Genomic DNA, 21,213 nt, shown 5'->3' with positions numbered 1-21,213 from the left:
GATCATGAGCAACCCCACCGGCTTCCTCGACGTCGAGCGGCAGGACCGCGCCTATCGCCCCATCGCCGAGCGCCTCAAGAGCTGGGGCGAGTTCGTCGAGCCGCTTCCCGCCAACGCCGTCGCCCGCCAGGCGGAGCGCTGCATGGATTGCGGCATTCCCTTCTGTCACTCGGCTTGCCCGGTGAACAACCTCATTCCGGACTGGAACAGCCTTGTCACCGATGACGACTGGCGCTCCGCGCTCGACCGGCTGCACCAGACCAACAATTTTCCGGAATTCACCGGCCGTGTCTGTCCCGCCCCGTGCGAAGCGGCGTGCACCCTCAACCTCGAGGACCAGCCGGTCACCATCAAGACGATCGAATGCGAGATTGCCGATCGCGGTTTCAGGGAGGGCTGGGTGACACCCCGGCTCGCCCCGCGCGGGACCGGGCGGCGGATCGCGATCGTCGGGTCGGGCCCGGCAGGGCTCGCCTGTGCGCAGCAACTGGCGCGGCAGGGGCATAATGCGACCGTGTTCGAGAAGAACGACCGGATCGGCGGACTGCTGCGCTACGGCATTCCCGATTTCAAAATGGACAAGGCGCTGATCGATCGCCGCGTCGCGCAGATGGAGCGAGAAGGCGTACTGTTCCGCACCAATGTCGAAGTAGGCGGCGACCTGCCCCTCGACCGCCTGCTCGACGATTACGAGATGGTGGTCCTTGCCGTCGGAGCAGAGCTTCCGCGCGACCTGGACGTACCGGGCCGCCACCTGCCGGGCATCCACTTCGCGATGGACTATCTGGCCCAGCAGAACCGCCGGATCGCCGGCGATTCCGAGGAAAGGGCGGCGACCGGCGGCACGATCAGTGCGATGGGCAAGCATGTCGTCGTCATCGGCGGTGGCGATACCGGCTCCGACTGCATCGGCACCGCCAATCGTCAGGGCGCCGCGTCGGTCACGCAGATCGAGATCATGCCCCAGCCTCCCGTGCGCGAGAACAAGGAACTGACCTGGCCGCTGTGGCCGATGCGCCTGCGCACCTCCTCAAGCCAGGAAGAAGGCTGCGAGCGCGATTTCGCGGTGCTGACGAGCGAATTCCGGGGCAGCGACCACGTCGAGGCGCTGCGCTGCAAGCGGATCCGCTGGGAAGGCGGCAGGCTGGAGGAAGTCGAAGGCTCGGACTTCGAGATCAAGGCCGATCTCGTTCTCCTCGGCATGGGTTTTACCGGCACACCATTTCCGGTCGATGCGGCTGGACTTGCCGCCGAGAGTGGCGCGATCGCGGCCGATCCCGTCCGCTTCGCGACCAATCGCCCGCGTGTGTTCGCCTGTGGCGACGCGCGCCGGGGCCAGTCGCTGGTAGTGTGGGCGATCCGCGAAGGACGCGATTGCGCCGCCGCCGTGCACGAGGCGCTCAGCGCGGCCTGAGCGTCAGGCCGCCCAGTCCTTCCGCACCACCTCAAAGGCGCTGATCGCCGCCTCGCTCTTCAGGGTCAGGGCGATCTCATCCTGACCGGCGAGCAGGCATTCGCGCCGGAAGGGGTCCATGGCGAACGGGAAGGAGTGCCCGTTCCCCGATCGCACCAACTGCTGCTCGAGGTCGACGGTGATCGCATGATCGCCCGCCGCATCGATCAGCGCTACGACCGCCTGGGGCGCGAGAGTGATGGCCGCGATACCGTTCTTAAATGCGTTGCTGGCGAAGATATCGGAGAAGCTGACCGCTACCACGGCCCGGATGCCAAGGTCGGTAAGGGCCCAGGCGGCATGTTCGCGGCTCGACCCGCAGCCGAAATTGGCGAGCGCGAGCAGGATCGGCGCGCCGGCGAACCCCGGGTCGTCGAAGACATTGGCGGTATCCGCTCGCAAGGCCTGGAAGGCAAAGCGGCCAAGACCGCTGCGCGTCACCGTCTTCAGATGTTCGGCCCGGATGATGAGGTCGGTATCGACATTGTCGAGCGGCAGCGGATAGGCCCGCCCGGTCACCGTGGAAAAGGGCGTCATGCGGCGAGCACCTCTCCGGCCGGAGGGAGGTCGCGGACATCGGTCAGTCGCCCGGCGACCGCCGCCGCCGCCGCCATTGCCGGCGACATCAGGTGGGTGCGCGCGCCCGGCCCCTGCCGGCCGACGAAATTACGATTGGAAGTCGAAGCGCAGCGCTCACCCGCCGGCACCTTATCTGGGTTCATGGCAAGGCACATCGAGCAGCCAGGCTCGCGCCATTCAAAGCCGGCGTCGATGAAGATGCGATCGAGTCCCTCGGCTTCCGCCTGCCGGCGCACCAGGCCCGATCCAGGGACGACCAGCGCCTGCCGGATACGCGGATGGCGGCGGCGGCCCTCGAGGATGGCGGCGGCGGCGCGCAGATCCTCGATCCGGCTGTTGGTGCAACTGCCGATGAACACATGGTCGACGCTGATGTCCTGCAGTCGCTGTCCCGGCGCAAGGCCCATGTAGGCAAGCGCTCGGGCAACCTCCTGCCGGCGCACAGGGTCGCTGTAGGACGACAGGTCGGGAACACGGCCGGTGATCGCCAAGGCCTGATCCGGGGAGGTCCCCCAAGTGACCGTCGGCACTACCTCCTCGGCGGCGAAGCACAGCGACTTGTCGAACGTTGCGCCCTCGTCAGTACGTAGTTCGCGCCACTTCGCCACCGCGCGGTCCCATTGCGCGCCCTTCGGCGCCTTCGGCCGCCCCTTTAGATAGGCAAATGTCTTCTCGTCGGGCGCGATCAGGCCCGATCGCGCGCCCGCCTCGATCGCCATGTTGGCGACCGTCAGCCGTCCCTCGATGCTCATCGCTTCGAAGGTCGAGCCACGAAATTCGATGACATGACCAGCGCCGCCGCCGACCCCTAGCCGGGCGATGATTTCGAGGATTAGGTCCTTGGGCGTCACGCCGGGCCCCAGTTCGCCGTCGACCCTTACTTCAAGCGTGCGTGAAGGCTTGAGCTGAAGGGTCTGGGTGGCCAGCACGTGTTCGACCTCGGTCGTGCCGATGCCGAATCCCAGCGCGCCGAGTGCGCCATGCGCAGCCGTGTGGCTGTCGCCGCAGACGATGGTGGTGCCCGGAAGCGTGAACCCCTGTTCCGGGCCGACCACGTGAACGATGCCCTGCTCGGCCGCGAGCGCGTCGATATGGGGGATGCCGAACTCAGCGACATTCTCTTCCAGCGCCTGAAGCTGCGCCGCGCTTGCAGGATCCTCGATCAGTAGGGGCCCACCATTGTGCCGCTGGCGCGTGGTGGTGGGAAGGTTGTGATCGGGGACCGCAAGCGTGAGATCGGGACGGCGCACCTTGCGTCCGGCCGCGCGAAGCCCTTCGAAGGCCTGCGGCGAGGTGACCTCGTGAATGAGGTGGCGATCGATATAGAGGAGGCAGGTGCCATCGGCGCGCCGCTCCACCACATGGGCGTCCCAGATCTTTTCGTAGAGCGTACGGGGACGAGCGGTCATCCGCAGCATCCCCGGTCGGTCATGAACAGGTTCCTGAGGCCATGATCGCGCCGCGAGCGGACCCGAAGCCGGTCGCGGACTTCCTCGCCGAACCCGCTGGTGCTGGCATCGCCGCCGAGGTCGGGGGTGCGGCAGCCCGCCATCAGCGTCGCCTCCAGCGCTTCGTGAAGCACCGCGCCGCCATCGCCGAGCCCCAGTTCGTCGAGCATCATCGCCGCGCTGGCGATGGCGCCGGCCGGATTGGCGATGTTGAGCCCGGCGATCTGCGGGGCCGAACCGTGGATCGGTTCGAACAGGCCGGGCCCGCCATTGCCCAGGCTGGCCGAGCCGAGCAATCCGATCGACCCGCCGATGACCGAGAGCAGGTCGGAGAGGATGTCGCCGAAAAGGTTCTCGGTCAGCACAACATCGAAGCGGCGCGGTTCGGTAACGACCGCCATGGCGCAGGCGTCGACGTAGAGGTGATCGAGCGCGACGTCGGGATAGTTTCTTGCGACATCGGTCACCGTGCTCCGCCACAGCTTGGAGGTGGCAAGGACGTTGGCCTTGTCGACCTGGGTGACCTTTCCACTGCGCGCGCGGGCAGCCTTGAAGGCGACGTGCGCGACGCGCTCGACCTGCTCACGCGTGTAGGTACAGAGGTCGGATGCCTCGCCCGGGGCCAGCCGATGCTCGCCATAATAGATGCCGCCGGTCAGCTCGCGAACGACGAGAATGTCCGAACCGGCCGCGACGTCGCTTCGCAGCGGCGACCATTGCCCGCCCTGCATCACCTTTACCGGGCGCAGATTGGCATAAAGGCCGAGCTGCTGGCGGATCTCGAGCAAGCCGGCTTCGGGGCGCACAGGGCAGTCGTTCCACTGGTCGCCGCCCACTGCGCCGAGCAACACCGCATCGGCCGCGAGGCACGCATGCAGCGTCGCTTCGGGCAGCGGCGTGCCGTGGTGATCGATCGCGACGCCGCCAAAATCATGCTCGGTGAAGTGCAGCCCGAGATTGCGCCTGGCCGACAGCAAGCGGAGGCATTCGACCGCCTCGCGGGTGACTTCGGGCCCAATTCCGTCACCGGGCAAGACTGCGATGTTGATCATGCCGCCTGCTCCTGCGGGCAGGAGCGCCCCGCCGCCGAAAGTGCCTGGATGGCCTGCGCGTTGCTGACGGCGTCGATATAGGCCGACACGCAGCATGGGAGGATGTCTCTGGCTCGGGCGCGGCCTGCATAAACGTCGCCGTCAACCTCGACCGTCATTTCGACCAGAACGCTCGCGCCCTGTCCGTCGGTCGAGGGCACGTCACGCTCGGCTGCGATATATTGCATCTCGAGGCTGTCGACGCGCGCCGCCATTCCCATCATCTGGCTGACCGCCGCGAAGGCCGCGTCGAGGGCGCCAGGCGCGCTGGCAATGTCGGTAACCCGCCCGCGTTCGCCATGATCGAGCTCGACCCGGGCGACCGGCCACGCGTTGGCGGCGATAGGGCTGCGGATATCGACCTTGGTCAGCTTCCACAGGGCTTGCGGGCGCTGCGTGCTGACTTCGGCCAGCAACGCCGCGAGCTTGGCGGTGTCGACGATGCCGACCTCGTCCGCGACCAGCTTGAAGGCGGTGAAGGTCCGGTCGAGTTGCTCGCCTTCCAGCACCACACCGAGCGCCCGCGCCCTCGCCGCCAGCGCGTGGCGACCGCTGTGCTTGCCCAGCACGATGCTCTCGGTGACGAGGCCGATGTCCTCGGGCTTCATGATCTCGTAGGTTGCGCGATTCTGCAGCACGCCGTGCTGGTGGATGCCCGCCTCGTGCGCGAAGGCATTCGCGCCGACGATCGCCTTGTTGCGCGGTGGGGGCGCGTTGGTGATCTGCGAAAGCGTTCTGCTTGCCGTGATGATGCGGGTGGAATCGATGTTGGTGTCGGCGCCGTAGAAATCCTGCCGGGTCCGCAGCGCCATCACCACGTCTTCCAGCGCGCAATTGCCCGCTCGCTCGCCGATGCCGTTGACCGCGCATTCGATCTGCCGCGCACCCCCGCGGACCGCGGCCAGCGAATTGGCGACCGCCATGCCAAGGTCGTCGTGGCAGTGGGTGGAGAAGATCACCTCATCCCGGCGATCAACCGCGCCGTCGAGGAAGCGGTACAGGTCAATGATCTCTTCGGGCGTGGTGTAGCCGACCGTATCCGGGACATTTAGCGTCGTCGCCCCTTCCGCCGCGGCGACCGAAAGCGTCTCGGCCAGATAGTCGCGCTCGGTCCGGATCGCGTCTTCGGCGGAGAATTCCACGTCCTCGAAATGGTCGCGGGCAAAAGCGATGGAGGATCGGATGGCCTCGAGCACCTGCGCGCGGCTCATGCTCAGCTTGGCCTCGCGGTGGAGCGGGCTAGTGCCTATGAAGACGTGGGCTCGCTTGCGCGCAGCGGGGGCGAGGGCGGTCGCCGCGGCGAGGATGTCGGACCTCGTCGCCCGCGCCAGCGAGCAGATGATAGGTCCCTCGATCGCAGCGGCAATGTTCATGATCGACTGCGCGTCGGCGGGCGAGGAGGCGGCGAAGCCTGCTTCGATCACGTCGACCCTGAGCGCGGCGAGCGCGCGCGCCATCCGCAGTTTGTCATCCGGCTGCATCGAGAAGCCGGGAGCCTGCTCGCCGTCGCGCAGCGTGGTGTCAAAGATGAAGATACGGCTCATGCGGGCACCATGGTTTGACTGGGAGTGACTTCGACCGCCGAGACGTCGCTTAGCCCGGCGATCTGACGCGCGACGACCTCGACCTGTCGACCGGCGTCACGCGCTTCGATCAGGATGGAGAGCGACGAGGAGGATTGCCGTTCACCGAGGTTGAGCTCGCGGACCCGGAACCCACGTCGCTCGATCAGGCCGAGGATGCGCAGCATTGCTCCCTCGGTTGGGACGAAATCCACATTCAAGCGCGCGGTCACCAGCGTTTCTCCAGCATTTCGACATTGGGACTGTTGGGCGGAACCAGCGGCCAGACATTCTCGCGCGGGTCGATCCGCACGTGCATCAGGATGGGTCCGCTGGTGCCGAGCAGGCGGTCGATTCCGCCAGCCACCTGCGAGCGCCGGTCGATGGTGAACGCCTCGATCCCGAAGGCGTGCGCAACTTCGGAGAAATCGGGATTGTCGCTGAGGTCGATCTCCGAGAAATTCTCCTCGAAGAACAATTCCTGCCACTGGCGAACCATGCCGAGCTGCGAATTGTCGATCAGTACGATCTTGAGCGGAAGGCGATAGCGCCGAAGCGTGGCAAGTTCCTGCACGTTCATCATGAACGAGCCGTCGCCCGACACGGTGATGACGGTCGCATCCGGCTCGGCGAGCAGCGCGCCCATGCCGGCCGGGACGCCGTAGCCCATCGTCCCCAGCCCGCCGCTCGTGAGGTGCGCCTGCGGCCGCGAGAAGCGGCAGTGCTGCGCGACCCACATCTGGTGCTGACCCACATCACAGGTGAAGATCGCCCGTTCGCCCGCGCGGTCGGCCAAGGTCTTGAGCAATGCCGGAGCATAGACGCCCTGCCCGGGCGCGTCGTAGCGCGGTGCCCACAACCGGCGCTGCCCCTGGCAATGCGCCAGCCATGCGGCGACGTCTGGCCGCGCTTCGAACGCATCGAGCGCTGCGCGGATGTCGCCGGCAAAGCCGACTTCGGCCCGGCGCAACTTCCCGATCTCAGCCGGATTGGCGTCGAGATGGATGACCTTGGCATTGGGGGCGAAGGTGTCGAGCTTGCCGGTTGCACGGTCGTCGAAGCGGGCACCGACGCAGATCAGCAGGTCGCACTCGTGAACCGCATTGTTGGCGGCGCGCGTTCCGTGCATCCCGAGCATACCGATGAAGGTGGGGTCGTCGGTCGGAATGCTCCCCAAGCCCTTCAAGGTCGCCACGGAGGGTATCGACGTCCGCTCGACGAAGCGGCGCAGCGACGCCTCGGCCTTTGCGATGGCGACGCCGCCGCCGACGTAGAGCAGGGGCCTGCAGGCCGAAGCGATCAGCGCGTCGGCCGCCGCAATCGCCTTGGCATCGAACGGCATCTTGTCGGCAGGCTGCTCCACAGCCTCGCTCCGCTCCGCCATGCCGTTGGTCACGTTCTTCGGCAGGTCGATCAGCACCGGCCCCGGCCGTCCCGAACTGGCGATACGAAAGGCCTCGGCGAACACCGTGGGGATGTCGGCCGCATCACGAACGATGAAGCTGTGCTTCACGATCGGCAGCGTGATCCCGAAGATGTCGATCTCCTGAAAGGCATCCGTGCCCATCAGCGGTGTCGCGACCTGACCGGTGATCGCCACCATCGGCACGCTGTCCATGAAGGCATTGGCGATGCCGGTGATGAGGTTGGTCGCGCCGGGTCCCGAGGTTGCGAGGCAGACGCCTGGACGGCCGGTGACCCGCGCGTAAGCGTCCGCCGCCAGCGCCGCAGCTTGTTCATGCCGGACCAGGATGTGCTTGAGGGGTGACCCCGTCAGCGCATCGTAGACCGGCATGATCGCGCCGCCCGGATAGCCGAAGACGTAATCTACCCCCTGGCGCTCCAGCGCCTCGACCACTAGCCGGGCGCCCGACACCTGTTCGGGCTGCGGAGCGGGCGAATGATGCGCTGGAGAAGCCATGAGTCAGGCCGCCTTTGCTTGAGGTTGGTGCGCCTTGCCCGGCGCGTCGGCTGAACGTTCCTGCTGCAGCCACGCCATCTGCTTGCGCATCTTGGCTCCGACCTGCTCGATCGGCTGCTGGAGGTCGGCGTCCCACATGCGCTGATATTCGGACTTGCCGGCCTCGTTTTCCGCGATCCACTGGCGGGCGAAGGCGCCACTTTGGATATCGGCCAGCACTTCGCCCATGCGGGCGCGGGTCTCGTCGTTTATGACCCGCGGTCCCGAGACGAAGTCGCCATATTTCGCCGTCTCGGACACGAAGTGCAGCATCTTGGTGAAGCCGCCCTCGTACATGAGGTCGACGATCAGCTTCAGTTCGTGGAGGCATTCGAAATAGGCGACCTCCGGCTTGTAACCGGCGTCGACCAAAGTCTTGAAGCCGGCGGCGACCAGCTCGGTCGCGCCGCCGCACAGGACCGCCTGTTCGCCGAACAGGTCGGTTTCGGTTTCCTCGCGGAAGCTGGTCTCGATGGCGCCGGCGCGAGTGCCCCCGATGCCCTTGGCATAAGAAAGGGCACGGGCGCGGGCTTCGCCGCTCGCATCCTGCTCCACCGCGAAGATGCAGGGCACGCCGCGACCGATCTCATATTCGCGGCGGACGAGGTCGCCGGGCCCCTTCGGCGCTACCAGGATGACGTCCACGTCCTCGCGCGGCGAGATCTCTCCATAAAGGACCGAGAAGCCGTGGGCGACGAGCAGGGCATCGCCCGGCTGAAGATTGGGTGCGATATCCTCCGCATAGACCTTGCGGTGGCTCATGTCGGGGGTGAGCAGGCAGACCAGCTTCGCCGCCCGCGCGGCTTCGGCTGCGGGATAGGTGTCGAAGCCGTCAGCCCAGGCGCGGCGCTCGGCCTCGCCTCCGGAACGGGCGCCGACGATCACGTGATAGCCGCTGTCGCGCAGATTGCGGGCGTGAGCGCGCCCCTGGCTGCCATAGCCGATGACAGCGATGGTGGCGCCGTTCAGCGCATCGGTGCGGGCGTCGTCGTCGGAGTAGATGCGTTCCATCGGGCTTTCCTTTGCGCAAAAGAAAACCCCCGCTCCGGTGAGGAGCGGGGGCCTTGAATTCCGTGTGTCCGGTCGGACTGGGACTTCAGGTCGCTCCTCTATGTCGGCTGGTAAGTACAAGCGTGACGAGGGGAAGGCGCACGTCGACTGTCGCAAAAATCGTAATATTCGAGGCGGCAGTCGGCTTGTGCACCAGTGCGATCCAGTCCTTGAATTCAGGCCCGTTTGGGATCCCGAATGAAGATCGTATGCGGGTGAATGCCGCAAGTTGCAAGCGCGTAGTTAAGTAATCGTGTCCCGTTTGGCTCTTTCCAACCCGACCGTTGCCGTGCTTCAACAGCCCTGAAGCCGACTTCGAAGGGTGAACTGACGATCATGACACAGGACAGGCAGCTTCCCTCGCGGGAGATGGTGGAGGGACCAGCACGCGCGCCGGCCCGGGCAATGCTGCATGCCGCTGGTTTCGACGCGGCGGCGCTGGCCAAACCGATGGTCGCGATCGTCCACAGCTACTCCAACGTCACGCCGTGCAACATGCACCTGCGCGACCTTGCGGCGCACGCGGCCGAGGGGATCAAGGCTGCAGGCGCCACTCCGATCGAGTTCAACACCATCGTCGTCACCGACGGCATCGCCATGGGAACGCGCGGAATGCGCGCCTCGCTAATGAGCCGCGAGGTGATCACCGACAGCGCGGAACTCGCTGTGCGCGGTCATTCGATGGACGCGGTGCTGTTCATCGTCGGCTGTGACAAGACCATCCCCGCTGCCGCAATGGCGGCCGCCCGCCTCGATCTGCCGAGCGTCATCCTTTACGGTGGCTCGATCCTGCCGGGCCGCCACGCCGGCAAGGCGATCACCATCCAGGACGTGTTCGAAGCGGTCGGATCGCATAGTGCCGGGAAGATCGACGACGCGGAGTTGGCGGAAGTCGAAGCCGCCGCCTGCCCGGGGGCGGGGGCGTGCGGGGGCCAGTTCACCGCCAACACGATGGCGCTGGCGATGAGCTTCCTTGGCCTTTCGCCGATCGGCCTCAACGACATTCCGGCGGTGCTTGCCGAAAAGGCCGCGGCAGCGCGCGAGGCGGGGCGGATGACCGTCGAGGCGCTGCGGGCCGGGCGCAATGCGCGGCAGATGATCACCGCGGCGGGCCTTCGCAACGCAGCTGTCGCGGGGACGGCAACGGCGGGTTCGACCAACCTCATCCTCCACCTCCTTGCCATCGCGCGTGAGGCCGGCATCGCTGCGGCCCACTTCGGGATCGATCTGTTCGACGAAGTGTCGCGCGCAACCCCGGTGATCGCCGACCTCAAGCCCGGCGGCCGCTTCATGGCGCCCGACATGTCAGCGGCGGGTGGGACGGCGCTGCTCGGTCAGCGGTTGATGGAGGCTGGCCTGATCGAGGACGCGCCGACCGTCACCGGCCGCAGCCTGTTCGATCATTTCCGGGACGCGGCCGAAACGCCCGGCCAGGAAGTGATCGTCACCGCCGACCGTCCGATCAAGGAGCGCGGCGGCTTCGGCATCTGCTACGGCAATATCGCGCCCGACGGCTGCGTGGTGAAGCTCGCCGGCCACGGCAAACTGCGCTTCGAGGGGCCTGCGCGGGTATTCGACGGAGAGGAAGCCGCTTTCGCCGCCGTTACTGCCGGTTCCATACAGGCGGGCGACGTCTTGGTCATTCGCGGCGAGGGGCCGGCGGGCGGGCCCGGCATGCGCGAAATGCTGGGCGTCACCGCCGCCATTCAAGGCAGGGGCCTCGGCGACGAGGTGGCCCTCATCACCGACGGCCGCTTTTCGGGCGCGACCTATGGGTTCATGGTCGGCCATGTCTCACCCGAAGCAGCACGTGGCGGCCCGATCGCACTGGTCGAGGACGGCGACACGATCCTGATCGATGTCGAGCGGCGGGTGGTCGAGACAAGCGCCGACCTCTCCGCCCGGCCGACGCGGCAGTGGCCGGTGTCGCCAGAAGCAACGGGTGCCTTCGCTAAATATGCCGCAAGCGTCGGCTCGGCCTCGTTGGGGGCGGTGACCCTTCCGGGGCTAGGCGGCGACCTTTTCCCGGTCGAGTAGCTCGGCAAGCGCCTCTAGCCGCGCCGGGATGTGCTGCTTGGCCGTCGATCGGCCTTCGATCGAGGCAAGGGCAGGGCTCGGTTCGACCGCGCTGCCGATCAGGGGTTCAACGGTTTCGGCGAACTTGAAGGGGTGGGCGGTGGCGGCCGTGACCCACGCCCGCTCACCCTGCCGCTTCGCCCCGAGCCGATGCCAGGTTTCGGCGGCAATTGCCGAGTGCGGGCACCAGACATAGCCGCTGGCGGCATAATCGGCCGCGATGCGCGCCTTGATCGCATCGTCGTTGACGAGCTCAACGGTCACCTCGGCGGCGCCGGGATCGAGTGCGGCCACGCGTTCGAAATTGCTTGGATTGCCGACGTCCATCGCGTTTGCGAGCGTCGCTACCGATGGCCGGGCTTCGTAGCGGCCGGTTCGGTGCCATTCGAGAAGGGTGCGGTTCGCATTCGTCGCCAGGATCACCGGCCCCACCGGCGCCCCCATCGCCCGGGCCAGAAGAAGCGCGAAGCCGTGACCAAGGTTGCCACTGGGGACAATAAAGCCCGGTAGCTCCCCACTGTTCTCGGCGGCACGGAATGCGGCATGCGCGCAATAGGCCGCCTGCGGGAGCAACCGCCCGAGGTTGATCGAGTTGGCCGATGTCAGTCGATGCGCGGCGCTCAAGTGCGGCTGCGCGAACGCCGCCTTCACGAGGCGCTGGCAGTCGTCGAAATCGCCCTCGACCTCGACCGCGGTGACGTTGTCCGCCCAGCAGGTGAGCTGGCGCTCCTGGAATGGCGACACGCGACCGGCGGGAAACAGAATAACGGCGCGGGCCGAGCGGCGATTTTCCGCTGCGCAGCCGACTGCGCCCCCGGTGTCCCCGGAGGTTGCGGCGAGCACGGTCAGCGGCTCGGATCCAGCAAGCCGGTCAAAGCAGCCCATCAGGAAGCGCGCGCCGAAATCCTTGAACGCACCGGTCGGCCCGTGGAACAGCTCGAGCGCGCGAAGGCTCCTGTCGGTCCCGAGCGGCGCGACCAACGGGACAGGAAATGTGAAGGCCTCGGCGCAGATGGCGTCCAACTCGCCTTCCAGGGTATCGTCAGCGAAGAAAGGGCGAAGCCAGTCTGCGGCAAATTCCGCGAGCGACCGGTCGGACGGCACGCTGCCGCGAACGTGGACCGGCACATGTGCAGGCATGAACAGCCCGCCGTCTGGCGCTGCGCCAAGCCGAAGCGCCTCCGACAAGGAAAAGGCGGCGTCGCGGTCACAGGTGCTAAGCAATTTCATGCCGCAGCGCGTCCATCGTCCCGCGCAAGAACCTTGACCCCGGCCCCACCCAGCGCGCCGCGATAGGGGGTGGCGGGCATGCCTGCGTCGGCAAAAACGCTTGCCATCGCCCGTTCGACCGCGCCGGCGTGCCGGGCTTCGGCAAGCGCGAAAACCGAGGGGCCCGAACCGGAAAAGGAGCAGCCGAGCGCGCCTGCGCCATCGGCCGCGGCCTGGACGTCCGGAAGAAGCGGCAGGAGGTGTTGTCGCTGCGGCTCCACCAGCAGGTCCTCGAAGCCTGCGCGAACGAGGTCAATGTCGCCAGTCGCGCAGCCCGCGACAAAGGCCGCCACGCGGCGGCTATGCTCGACCGCGACCTGCATCGGGACTTCTGCCTTCAGCAGTGCGCGGGCCGAGCGGGTTTCGATCCTGGTCGCAGGATGAAACAAGATTGCCACCAGCCCCGGCGGGATCGGCAGGCGGCGGATCAGCGGCGGTGCTTCGCGGCCGGCGAGGACCAGTCCGCCAAACAGGCTCGCGATTACGTTGTCCCATGGCGGCGGGTCCGACGAGGCCCGCTCGCCTTCGATGGCGAAGGGGAGCAGTTGCTCGGTCGAGAACGGGTCGCCGAGAAGCGCATTCACGGCCGCCGCGGCCGCGACCGCCGAGGCTGCAGAACCCCCCATACCTGCCGAAAGCGGTATGCCCTTGGTGATCACCAGCGACACACCGAACGGCGAGCCTGCCGCTTCCAGCACTGCCCTGGCAGCGGCAAGGGCGGTGTTCTTCGCGGGCTCCTCAGGCAGGCTGGACAGCAGGCCCGTCACCTCGGCGAGGTGCACCCCGGGACGCTCGACCTCCTCCGCGGTGACGATGTCGTGGGCGGACGGGAAGGCGAGTCCAAGGATATCGAAGCCGACGCCGACATTGCCGATGCTTGCCGGCGCGCTGGCCGAGGCCGAACGAACCGTCACAGGCATCACGCGCTCAGCTTGAGCGGGCTTCTTGCCGGCTTCGCCTTGCGCAGGATCGCGGCCCGCGCGTCGAGCACGTCGGCCAGAACCGCAGTTGCCGTCGGCCATCGGCCAGCACCCTTCCCATGAACCTGGTGCAGATTGCCCGCCCGGTCTTCGACAAGAAAGCGGTTTTCTTCATTGTGCACGTTTGCCAGCGCATGGCTCGCGGGGAGCGCCACCACCCGCACTTCGGCCAGCGGCGAACCATCCTCGCCGAGCCAGCAACGGCCGACCTGTTTCAGCACCTCGCCGCGCTGTTTCGCTTCGGCCGCCGCGCTAGGAGCAAGGTCGCGCAGCGATTGCTTGGCGATCTGTTGGGGCGGCAACGCCACGCCGAACGCCTCGCGCACCAGGATCGACAGCTTGTCCGCCGCATCATTGCCATCGACATCGCCCGACGGATCGGCTTCGGCAAAGCCAAGCTCCTGCGCGACGGCAAGCGCGCGGTCGAACTCCCAGCCTTCGCCAAGGCGGCTCAGCAGGAAATTGCAGGTGCCGTTCATGACTCCCTCGACCGAAGCCACCTCGCCTTCGAGCCGACGCAGGGTCTCGACGATCGGGGCGCCGCCGCCCACTGCTGCGGAGAAGCGCAGGCCGCCGCCATGCCGCGCCGCGCAGGCGTGGAGCGAATCCCAGTGACGCGCGAGTGCCGCCTTGTTGCCGGTGACCACCTCGGCTCCGCGTGAAAGGGCCTGGTGCATCGCGTCGGCAGCAAGGTCGTTCCCGCCGATCAGCTCGACCAGCAGTTCGGGTTCGCCCGCGAGGGCTTCATCAAGGTGGTGGGTAAACTCGCCGGGCTTCGCGTCCCGGGGCTGCTTGACCAGCACCGGGCCGACTTCGAACAGTTCGGGCTGGTCCTGCAGCAGCTGGAGCACGCCGCCACCCACCGCCCCGCAGCCAAGCAGGGCGACGCGTACCACATCGGCGCGGACCGGCTTCGAGTGCTTGGCGGCGACGTCGGAGATGGTGGTCGCCTCACCCCCGCCGAGCGCCGCGACCTCGATCAGCACCTTCTTTTCCGCCGCGACGCGGATCGCCTTGTCCTGGATCAAGCCGTCGCTGGCGACCTCGGCCTCCGCATAGCTCAATTGCTCAAAGCGGTGGGCGCCGGCGGCGGAGGCGGGATCGGCGTCGTAGACCCCGTCGACATCCTTGATCAGGCGAACCCTATGCGCCGCCAGACGATCGGCGAAGAAGACCGCGCTGAGGTCGGTGCCCCCGCGGCCCAAGGTCACGACGCCGTGCTCGGCATGATCGGCAATGAAGCCAGGCACCACCACCACCTCGTGGCGCGCGAGCTCGTCGAGCACGTGCGCTGCATCGACATCGACGAGGTTCGAATCAAGCGCCGGGCCCTCGGCCACCAGCTTCATTTCGTGTGGATCGAGGGTTGCGACGCGCACCCCTACCTTGGCCAGTGCAAGTGAAAGAAGCGCGGCGGAGCGCAATTCCCCTACCCTCGCCAGCCGCGCCACCAGCGGCGCAGGCGCGCCTTCGCCTCCGACCCTCAAGGCCTCGGCAAGCAGCGCATCGGTTTCGCCGGCGAGCGCCGAAACCACCGCGACGACCTTTTCACCCTGGCGTACGTGGGCATAGATTTCCTGCACGACGCGGGGGAAATCGCGCTCGTCGCGAACGACCGAGCTTCCGAATTTGAGTACGCACAAAGCGGCGGCGCGTTTGGCTTGTAGCTGGGCCTGGCAATCGAGGGAGTGAAGCATCGTCTGGGTTCGCTTTCGGTGGCAAGAAGACAAGAAAAAACCCGCTCTCCGGGTGGGGAGCGGGTCGGTTGAGTTTCCGGTTCTTTAGACCTGGATCAGCCGCTCGCGCCCCACGGGTGCGATGTAATGATCATGGTCATGATGAAGGCGGCCGCAGCGGCGCGCGAACCCATGGCGCCGGTCGGCGCGGAGACAAGAGCGAGGAAAGGCTGGCCTTGCATGGGATCCCAAACCTGTCAGTCGGCCGATGGCCTGTCAACCCACGTCCGGCGTTTTTCTCTTTTGGAAGGCTTATCGTCCTGAAGATGCCCACAAATCTGGGATCCCTATGGACCGCGCCACAGCATGGACGGATAGCGGTGGTCCGCCTAAGAAGGGCAACAAGTTAAGGGTTTTGATCGCTTATGACACTGGAGGGGCATGGTGCGGCCGGCCGCGTGGCCCGGCACATCCGCCAACTGATTGTCGAAGGAACGCTGGAGCCGGGAACGCGGGTCGCCGAAGCGGCGCTGGCGGAGCGGCTCGGCGTGTCGCGGACCCCCGTCCGAAACGCGCTTCCGGTACTCGCCAGCGAAGGCCTGCTCGAGCCGGTCGGCAAGCGCGGTTTTGCGGTTCGCGCCTTCACCAAGGAAGAAAGCTATGCGGCGACCGAGCTTCGCTGCGTCCTGGAAGGTTATGCCGCCCGCAAGCTCGCGCTGCGCGAAGACCGCGCACCAATCGTCGCCGACCTGCGCGCGGCCATGACCGACGGCGAGGCCATCTTTGCCAAGGGCTATGTCGAGCGGGAGGACGAGGATCGCTACGCCGCGATGAACCGCCGCTTCCATCACCTCGTCGTCAGCGGGGCGGGCGACAGCCTTCTCCAGGACATGATCGAGCGGGTCTATTCGATCCCCTTCGTCGCGCCCGACGTGGTCGCCTTCAACCGTATTCCCGCCGACGAGATCTTTCCGATCCTGATGTCGGCGCAGCATCAGCACCATGCGATGATCGACGCGATCGAGGCCGGCCAGGCCGATTTCGCCGAAAGCCTGATGCGCGGTCATTCGGCCGCCGCCCGCCGCAGCCTCGGGCTTGAAGAGCGCTTCGACGAGCCCAAGCAGAAAGGCGCCGCTCAGGCGTAGCGGCGGTCCGCCGAACCCTGCGACCACGCTGCCGCCCGGTCGAGGGCCGCGCCAAGGTCGGCGCGAAGATCGCCAAGGTCTTCGATCCCGACCGACAGCCTCAACAGTCCAGCGCCAATCCCTGCTCGTTCGCGCGCATCCGCGCTCATCGCCGCGTGGGTCATCGTGGCTGGATGGGCCACCAGGCTTTCCACCCCGCCGAGCGATTCGGCGAGGCTGAAGAAGTGCAGGCCATCGACGAAGGCGCGGACGGCCTGCTCACCACCAGCAAGTTCGAAGGAGATCATCCCGCCTGGCCCGCGCTGCTGGCGCGCGGCGATGGAATGACCCGGATGGTCGGCAAGTCCGGGATAGTGGAGCGCCGATACCGTCTCATGCGCTCTCAGCACTTCGACCACGCCGGCGGCATTCTCCTGATGGCTGCGGATACGCGCGGGGAGGGTCCTCAACCCTCTCAGCGTCAGGAAGCTGTCGAACGGCGAGCCGGTGACGCCAAGCGCATTCGCCCACCAGCTGATCAGCTCCAGCACCGCCTTGTCTTTGGCGACCAGCGCCCCGCCCACCACGTCGCTGTGGCCGTTGATGTATTTGGTCGTCGAATGCAGCACGAGGTCGGCGCCAAGGGCGATCGGCTGCTGCAGGGCGGGCGACAGGAACGTGTTGTCGACAATGGTCAGCGCGCCGACGGCGTGGGCGGCGGCAATCGTCGACTCAAGGTCAGTGATTCGCAGCAGAGGATTGGACGGGGTCTCGATCCACACCAGCGCCGGCCGCTCCGCCAGGGCTCGGCCGAGTGCCTCGGCATCGGTGAAATCGACCGTCGACAGCGCGAATATCCCCCGCTTCGACAGCGCGTCGAACAATCGCCAGCTGCCTCCATAGCAATCGTGCGGAACGAGCAGCCGGTCGCCCGCCTTCAGCAGCGCGTGGAGCGCAAGCGTCTCGGCGGCAAGACCGCTGGCGGTCACCACGGCGCCGACGCCACCCTCCAGTTCTGCGAGCGCATCGGCGAGCTGGTCGCGGGTGGGGTTGCCGCTTCGGCTGTAGTCGTAGGCCCTTTTCTCCCCGAAGCCCGCGAAGGTGAAGTTCGACGAAAGGACGATCGGCGGCGTGACCGCTCCGAACGCAGTGTCGCAATCGATGCCGGCGCGGACCGCCGCAGTCGAAAATTGCCGATCGGTCATGCGTCGCACTCCAAGGAGTTGAGAAAATCGTGAAGCAGGGCAGTGATCAGCGTCTGTTCCTTCAGAAAGCTGTCATGCCCAAAGCGCGTCGGCAGCGGCACGAAGCGTCCGTCCGGCACTCTGGCAGCTAGGTCGGCAATATCCTCGTGCGGGATAAGCCGATCGTCCAGCGCCGCCGCGAAGACCGCTGGTATGACGATGCGCGCAGGGTCGATGCGGTGCAGGTCGATCGATTCCGACAGGCGGCGATAGGCCACCGCGCTGACCCGCGCCGCATGGCGTTCGCCCTGTGCATCGAGATAAGCTTCAGCGCCGCACCTCACCCGCGCATCATCGGCCAGCGTCGGCGGACCTTTGAACCGATCGGCGAACTCTTCCGGCGTGCGGTAGCCCAGCATCGCGATCTTGCGGGCGAGCGCGACCCCGGCGCCCGGGCCACCAAGCCGCTCGCCAAGCTCCACCGCCTGACGCTGTAGGGCGCGCTGCGCGCTGACGAATGGATGCGCGCGATGCGCCGCGCTGATCGCCAGCAGCTTGCCGATGCGTTCGGGTGCCATCGCGGCAAGCTGCATCCCGGTCATTGCCCCGTAGCTTGCACCGATGAAGACCGCCGCGCGGTCGATGCCGAGATGATCGAGCGTCAGCAGGATGGCCCGCGCCTGATCCTCGGGATGGATCGGCCGGTCGAGCGCGCCGTCCGCCCCCACCCAGTCGATGGCTAGCCGCCGATATAGACTCAAGACGGTCGCCTGGCACTCCCACCAGCCGCACGCCGCCGATGCTTCGCTCGCGATGACGTGGCGATCCGCTGAGATCCCGCCGGCCAGGATCAGCAGCGGTGCGTCGGGGTCACCGCTTAGTTCGTACCGAATGGTGACGGGCGCGGCCGGACCGGTGACGAACGGCAGCCATGCGATACACTCGCCCTCATAGCTGGGCGGCGCGCCTACTTCCTGCCTGGTAAGAGCATTGGCTGCCATCACGTTCGTCACTCCCTCGTCCTCCGAGGGTCCGAACGGATCGGCATCTGGACGGAACGCGCCCCTTCATCGGAGCGATCCGGACCATCTGCCGGCAAGCCCGAGGGCTCCCGCAGGACTTGGCACCTTTGGTCCGGACTTGCGTCCGTCCCCGGTTGCCCCGGCTTCTTCGGGCCTGTCCCTCAGCCGGTCTCGATGGATGCGCCTTATTGGCCACATCTGACCCACCGAGTCAATTTGGGATCCAATTTTTGTGTCGGACCTCTTGCGCCTTCCCGCAAAAGAAGGCAGCTTTGGGTCAAGGCAGCCATTGCGGCGGCCGAGGGACCAACGAGCACGATGCTTCGATACCGGGTCATGGTGAACTTTACAGGCCGGCATTCCTACGGGGTGCCGGACGTGATGCTTAACACCTGATCTGAGCGCTTGCCTCCCGCCGCGGACAAGCGTGGCGAGGCAAGAAAATGAGTCCCAATTCGCAAAATATCATCAATCCCATCCCGCCCGTCCTCGACGTGCTACGGCGAGATATCGACTGGATCGACGACCAGATCCTCGACCTCCTCGAGCAACGCTACGCGGTGGTGAAGCGGGTCGCCTGGGCCAAAACCCGCGACGGCGACCAGGCACTCGCCATCCGGCCCGAGCGGGAAGCCAGCATCCTCGACCGGCTGACTGCCCGCGCCATCCATGTTCCTCTTGGCGATGTGACGCAGATCTGGCGTTCGATCCTCAGCCTCAGCGCGCATCACCAGCGCGCCTACCGGGTTCTAGCGGTGGGGCCGGAATCGGCGCGGCTAGCACTGCTGACGCTGGCGGCTGCGCGCTATGGCGAGGGCATTACCGCCCAATGGACCAATGACCGCGAGGCCGCGCTCGTTCATGCCTTGCGCGGCGAAGCGGTCGTACTGGTCGCCACCGATGATAACCGCACGTCCGAGTTCGCCGATCTCGACCTCATCGGCCAGCACCCGACGGGCTGTATCGAACATCCCTGGGCACTTGAGCTTGGTCGCCTTGACCGGGACGGGCAGGGGATCCGGCCATGGAGCCCGACCAGCTGGAAGGGCAAGGTCCACCACCAGCTACCCGCCTATCCCGACCCGCGGCTTGCTGCTGAGGCCGAGGCGGAGCTAGCCGGTTGCGGGGCCATCGTGGCGCTTGACGAGGTCGAGCATCTGCAGTCGCTCGTGGCCGAGGCACAAAGTGGCCACCGAGTCCTGATCCAGGCCGGCGATTGCGCCGAAAGCATCACCGCCTCCAGCGAGGAAGTGACCGCCATGGCGGCGCTCGTCGGCACGCTAGGCGATCAGCTCGAAGCGTTGTCCAGCCTTCCTGCCATCCGTCTTGGGCGAATGGGCGGCCAATGGGCCAAGCCGCGTTCGCAGGCCACCGAAGGGGACGGCGAGGCTCGCCTTGCCACTTACCGCGGCGATGCGGTCAACGGCGCTGCGGCCTGCCCCGGCGAACGGACGGCCGACCCGCACCGCCTGCTGCTGGCGCGTGAACAGGCCCGCCGGGTCAATGGCTGGCTTGGCGGATCGCGGGTCCACACCAGCCACGAAGGCCTGCTGTTGAACTACGAAGCCGCCCTCACGCGCAGCGCTAGGGGCCGCAATTGGGCCGGCTCGGCGCACAGCCTGTGGCTGGGCGAACGGACCCGCGATCCTTCCGGCGCGCATGTCGAATATCTTCGTGGTATCGCCAATCCTCTCGGCATCAAATGCGGCCCGCGGATGACGCCCGAACAGCTGCTGGCGCTGCTCGACAGGCTCGATCCTCAGCGCGTTCCCGGGCGGATCATGCTTGTCGCACGGCTCGGGCGCGACCTGATCGAGCAGCGCCTCCCCCTGCTGATCGCCGCTGTCGCGCAAGCCGGCTGCCCGGTACTCTGGCTGTGCGACCCCATGCACGGCAACAATCACGCCGCCAATGGCACCAAGGTTCGCCTTGTTCCCGACATCATCGCCGAGGCCGAGGCCTTCGCTCGCATTACCCGGCGGATGGGGATCCACGCGGGCGGCCTCCACCTCGAGGTCACCCCGCGTCCCGTCCTCGAATGCGTCGACCGAATCGAGGAGGCGACCACCGACCGTCCGTTCGACAGCCTGTGCGATCCGCGCCTCAATGCCGGGCAGGCGGCCCGCGTCGTCGCTGCCTACGCCTCCGCACTGGGGTGCGCCGCGTGAGCGCCGCCGCGTCGTCCCGCATCGTCGCTTACCTTGGCGGGCACGGCAGCTTTTCCGAGGAGGCGTGCCGCCGGTTCGTGCCCTCCCATGCCCTCATGCCACTTGGCGATTTCGCGGCGGTCACCCGGGCCGTCTGCCAGGGGTCGGCGGACATCGCCGTGCTTCCCGTCTCGAACAGCCGGGTCGGCCCGATTGCCTCCGTCCAGACGTTGCTTGCCCATCCCGAATTGCGCGTCGTCGGGGAAGAAGTACTCGGCGTGCGCTTGCACCTGCTTGCCGCACCGGGAACGACCATCGACCGGATCCGGCGCGTGTCGAGCCATCCGGCCGCGCTCGGCCAGTGCCGCGCCTATTTGTCACAGCACCCGTGGAAGCTGATCGAGACCGAAAGCACCGCCGAAGCCGCGCGGCAGGTGTCCGCGGCCAGCGATCCGACGCGCGCAGCGCTAGGCTCGGACGCCGCCGCCGCCATCTACGGTCTCGATATCCTTGCCCGCGATCTCCAGGGAGAAGCAGAAAATGTGACCTGCTTCGCCATCGTCGAACGCCGCGACCAATTCGCCTGAACTAC

At 66.9% G+C, this 21,213-nt stretch carries 18 protein-coding genes and 1 riboswitch; of the genes, 5 read left to right on the top strand and 13 right to left on the bottom strand.

What is annotated here, in order from left to right; all coding sequences use genetic code 11:
* The first annotated feature begins 4 nt into the window (after positions 1 to 4).
* The gene (locus ABD729_RS00150) at positions 5 to 1,414 is read left to right on the top strand and encodes a glutamate synthase subunit beta (protein WP_344708129.1); all 1,410 of its coding nucleotides are present in this window, start codon (positions 5 to 7) and stop codon (positions 1,412 to 1,414) included.
* A 3-nt stretch (positions 1,415 to 1,417) separates the two neighbouring features.
* Here the strand turns inward: ABD729_RS00150 and leuD are convergent, their stop codons facing one another.
* Genes leuD through ilvC form a run of 7 tightly spaced genes read right to left on the bottom strand, consistent with a single transcriptional unit; the run spans position 1,418 to position 9,104 of the window.
* Complete coding sequence (gene leuD, locus ABD729_RS00145) at positions 1,418 to 1,990, bottom strand: 3-isopropylmalate dehydratase small subunit (RefSeq protein ID WP_344708128.1); 573 nt, start codon at positions 1,988 to 1,990, stop codon at positions 1,418 to 1,420.
* Complete coding sequence (gene leuC, locus ABD729_RS00140) at positions 1,987 to 3,441, bottom strand: 3-isopropylmalate dehydratase large subunit (protein WP_344708127.1); 1,455 nt, start codon at positions 3,439 to 3,441, stop codon at positions 1,987 to 1,989. Before leuC ends, leuD begins: the two co-directional genes overlap by 4 nt.
* Positions 3,438 to 4,532: a 3-isopropylmalate dehydrogenase gene (gene leuB / locus ABD729_RS00135; protein WP_344708126.1), complete on the bottom strand. Its 1,095-nt coding sequence runs from the start codon at positions 4,530 to 4,532 to the stop codon at positions 3,438 to 3,440. The genes leuC and leuB overlap by 4 nt, the downstream gene beginning before the upstream one ends.
* Entirely contained in the window at positions 4,529 to 6,115 is a 1,587-nt protein-coding gene (locus tag ABD729_RS00130) for a 2-isopropylmalate synthase (RefSeq protein ID WP_344708125.1), read from the bottom strand. Before ABD729_RS00130 ends, leuB begins: the two co-directional genes overlap by 4 nt.
* A complete protein-coding gene (locus ABD729_RS00125) occupies positions 6,112 to 6,366 on the bottom strand; it encodes an ACT domain-containing protein (RefSeq protein WP_344708124.1) in 255 nt (84 codons plus the stop codon). Before ABD729_RS00125 ends, ABD729_RS00130 begins: the two co-directional genes overlap by 4 nt.
* Positions 6,363 to 8,054, bottom strand: coding sequence for an acetolactate synthase 2 catalytic subunit (gene ilvG, locus ABD729_RS00120; RefSeq protein WP_344708123.1), 1,692 nt, complete (start codon positions 8,052 to 8,054; stop codon positions 6,363 to 6,365). The genes ABD729_RS00125 and ilvG overlap by 4 nt, the downstream gene beginning before the upstream one ends.
* Before the next feature lie 3 nt (positions 8,055 to 8,057).
* Positions 8,058 to 9,104: a ketol-acid reductoisomerase gene (gene ilvC / locus ABD729_RS00115; RefSeq protein WP_344708122.1), complete on the bottom strand. Its 1,047-nt coding sequence runs from the start codon at positions 9,102 to 9,104 to the stop codon at positions 8,058 to 8,060.
* Between the two features lie 375 nt (positions 9,105 to 9,479).
* Here ilvC and ilvD point away from each other — a divergent pair, with 375 nt between their 5' ends.
* Entirely contained in the window at positions 9,480 to 11,180 is a 1,701-nt protein-coding gene (gene ilvD / locus ABD729_RS00110; protein ID WP_344708121.1) for a dihydroxy-acid dehydratase, read from the top strand.
* Here ilvD and thrC read toward each other — a convergent pair.
* From thrC to ABD729_RS00090, 4 genes are all read right to left on the bottom strand, one after another.
* Positions 11,151 to 12,449: a threonine synthase gene (gene thrC / locus ABD729_RS00105; RefSeq protein WP_344708120.1), complete on the bottom strand. Its 1,299-nt coding sequence runs from the start codon at positions 12,447 to 12,449 to the stop codon at positions 11,151 to 11,153. The genes ilvD and thrC overlap by 30 nt on opposite strands.
* Entirely contained in the window at positions 12,446 to 13,408 is a 963-nt protein-coding gene (locus ABD729_RS00100; protein WP_344708119.1) for a homoserine kinase, read from the bottom strand. Before ABD729_RS00100 ends, thrC begins: the two co-directional genes overlap by 4 nt.
* On the bottom strand, positions 13,408 to 15,165 hold the full coding sequence (locus tag ABD729_RS00095) for a homoserine dehydrogenase (protein WP_344708118.1): 1,758 nt from the start codon (positions 15,163 to 15,165) through the stop codon (positions 13,408 to 13,410). Before ABD729_RS00095 ends, ABD729_RS00100 begins: the two co-directional genes overlap by 1 nt.
* Positions 15,166 to 15,260: 95 nt before the next feature.
* Positions 15,261 to 15,386 carry a hypothetical protein gene (locus ABD729_RS00090; RefSeq protein WP_344708117.1) on the bottom strand — a complete coding sequence of 42 codons (126 nt, stop codon included), beginning with the start codon at positions 15,384 to 15,386 and terminating at the stop codon, positions 15,261 to 15,263.
* A gap of 216 nt (positions 15,387 to 15,602) precedes the next feature.
* On the opposite strand from ABD729_RS00090, the gene ABD729_RS00085 reads away from it, so the two are divergent.
* Entirely contained in the window at positions 15,603 to 16,289 is a 687-nt protein-coding gene (locus ABD729_RS00085) for a GntR family transcriptional regulator (protein WP_344708116.1), read from the top strand.
* Here the strand turns inward: ABD729_RS00085 and metB are convergent.
* Together metB and metX are read right to left on the bottom strand one after the other, a co-directional pair.
* A complete protein-coding gene (gene metB / locus ABD729_RS00080; protein WP_344708115.1) occupies positions 16,280 to 17,473 on the bottom strand; it encodes a cystathionine gamma-synthase in 1,194 nt (397 codons plus the stop codon). The genes ABD729_RS00085 and metB overlap by 10 nt on opposite strands.
* Complete coding sequence (gene metX / locus ABD729_RS00075; RefSeq protein WP_344708114.1) at positions 17,470 to 18,453, bottom strand: homoserine O-succinyltransferase MetX; 984 nt, start codon at positions 18,451 to 18,453, stop codon at positions 17,470 to 17,472. Before metX ends, metB begins: the two co-directional genes overlap by 4 nt.
* A gap of 81 nt (positions 18,454 to 18,534) precedes the next feature.
* A riboswitch (SAM riboswitch) is annotated at positions 18,535 to 18,655 on the bottom strand.
* 262 nt (positions 18,656 to 18,917) lie between these two features.
* Between metX and ABD729_RS00070 the strand changes: the two genes are divergently transcribed.
* Positions 18,918 to 20,642, top strand: coding sequence for a 3-deoxy-7-phosphoheptulonate synthase (locus tag ABD729_RS00070; RefSeq protein WP_344708113.1), 1,725 nt, complete (start codon positions 18,918 to 18,920; stop codon positions 20,640 to 20,642).
* The gene (locus tag ABD729_RS00065) at positions 20,639 to 21,208 is read left to right on the top strand and encodes a prephenate dehydratase (protein WP_344708112.1); all 570 of its coding nucleotides are present in this window, start codon (positions 20,639 to 20,641) and stop codon (positions 21,206 to 21,208) included. Before ABD729_RS00070 ends, ABD729_RS00065 begins: the two co-directional genes overlap by 4 nt.
* Positions 21,209 to 21,213: the final 5 nt, after the last annotated feature.

The organism is Sphingomonas humi, from assembly GCF_039536725.1.
GTDB lineage: Bacteria > Pseudomonadota > Alphaproteobacteria > Sphingomonadales > Sphingomonadaceae > Sphingomicrobium > Sphingomicrobium humi.
Note: the sequence above shows the minus strand (reverse complement) of the source record. Positions and strands in the feature narration are given on the sequence as shown.

Coding starts and splice junctions, on each gene's coding strand:
- ABD729_RS00150 (WP_344708129.1), top strand. CDS start 5: ATGAGCAACCCCACCGGCTTCCTCGACGTCGAGCGGCAGGACCGCGCC.
- leuD (WP_344708128.1), bottom strand. CDS start 1,990: ATGACGCCCTTTTCCACGGTGACCGGGCGGGCCTATCCGCTGCCGCTC.
- leuC (WP_344708127.1), bottom strand. CDS start 3,441: ATGACCGCTCGTCCCCGTACGCTCTACGAAAAGATCTGGGACGCCCAT.
- leuB (WP_344708126.1), bottom strand. CDS start 4,532: ATGATCAACATCGCAGTCTTGCCCGGTGACGGAATTGGGCCCGAAGTC.
- ABD729_RS00130 (WP_344708125.1), bottom strand. CDS start 6,115: ATGAGCCGTATCTTCATCTTTGACACCACGCTGCGCGACGGCGAGCAG.
- ilvG (WP_344708123.1), bottom strand. CDS start 8,054: ATGGCTTCTCCAGCGCATCATTCGCCCGCTCCGCAGCCCGAACAGGTG.
- ilvC (WP_344708122.1), bottom strand. CDS start 9,104: ATGGAACGCATCTACTCCGACGACGACGCCCGCACCGATGCGCTGAAC.
- ilvD (WP_344708121.1), top strand. CDS start 9,480: ATGACACAGGACAGGCAGCTTCCCTCGCGGGAGATGGTGGAGGGACCA.
- thrC (WP_344708120.1), bottom strand. CDS start 12,449: ATGAAATTGCTTAGCACCTGTGACCGCGACGCCGCCTTTTCCTTGTCG.
- ABD729_RS00100 (WP_344708119.1), bottom strand. CDS start 13,408: ATGCCTGTGACGGTTCGTTCGGCCTCGGCCAGCGCGCCGGCAAGCATC.
- ABD729_RS00095 (WP_344708118.1), bottom strand. CDS start 15,165: ATGCTTCACTCCCTCGATTGCCAGGCCCAGCTACAAGCCAAACGCGCC.
- ABD729_RS00090 (WP_344708117.1), bottom strand. CDS start 15,386: ATGCAAGGCCAGCCTTTCCTCGCTCTTGTCTCCGCGCCGACCGGCGCC.
- metB (WP_344708115.1), bottom strand. CDS start 17,473: ATGACCGATCGGCAATTTTCGACTGCGGCGGTCCGCGCCGGCATCGAT.
- metX (WP_344708114.1), bottom strand. CDS start 18,453: ATGGCAGCCAATGCTCTTACCAGGCAGGAAGTAGGCGCGCCGCCCAGC.
- ABD729_RS00070 (WP_344708113.1), top strand. CDS start 18,918: ATGAGTCCCAATTCGCAAAATATCATCAATCCCATCCCGCCCGTCCTC.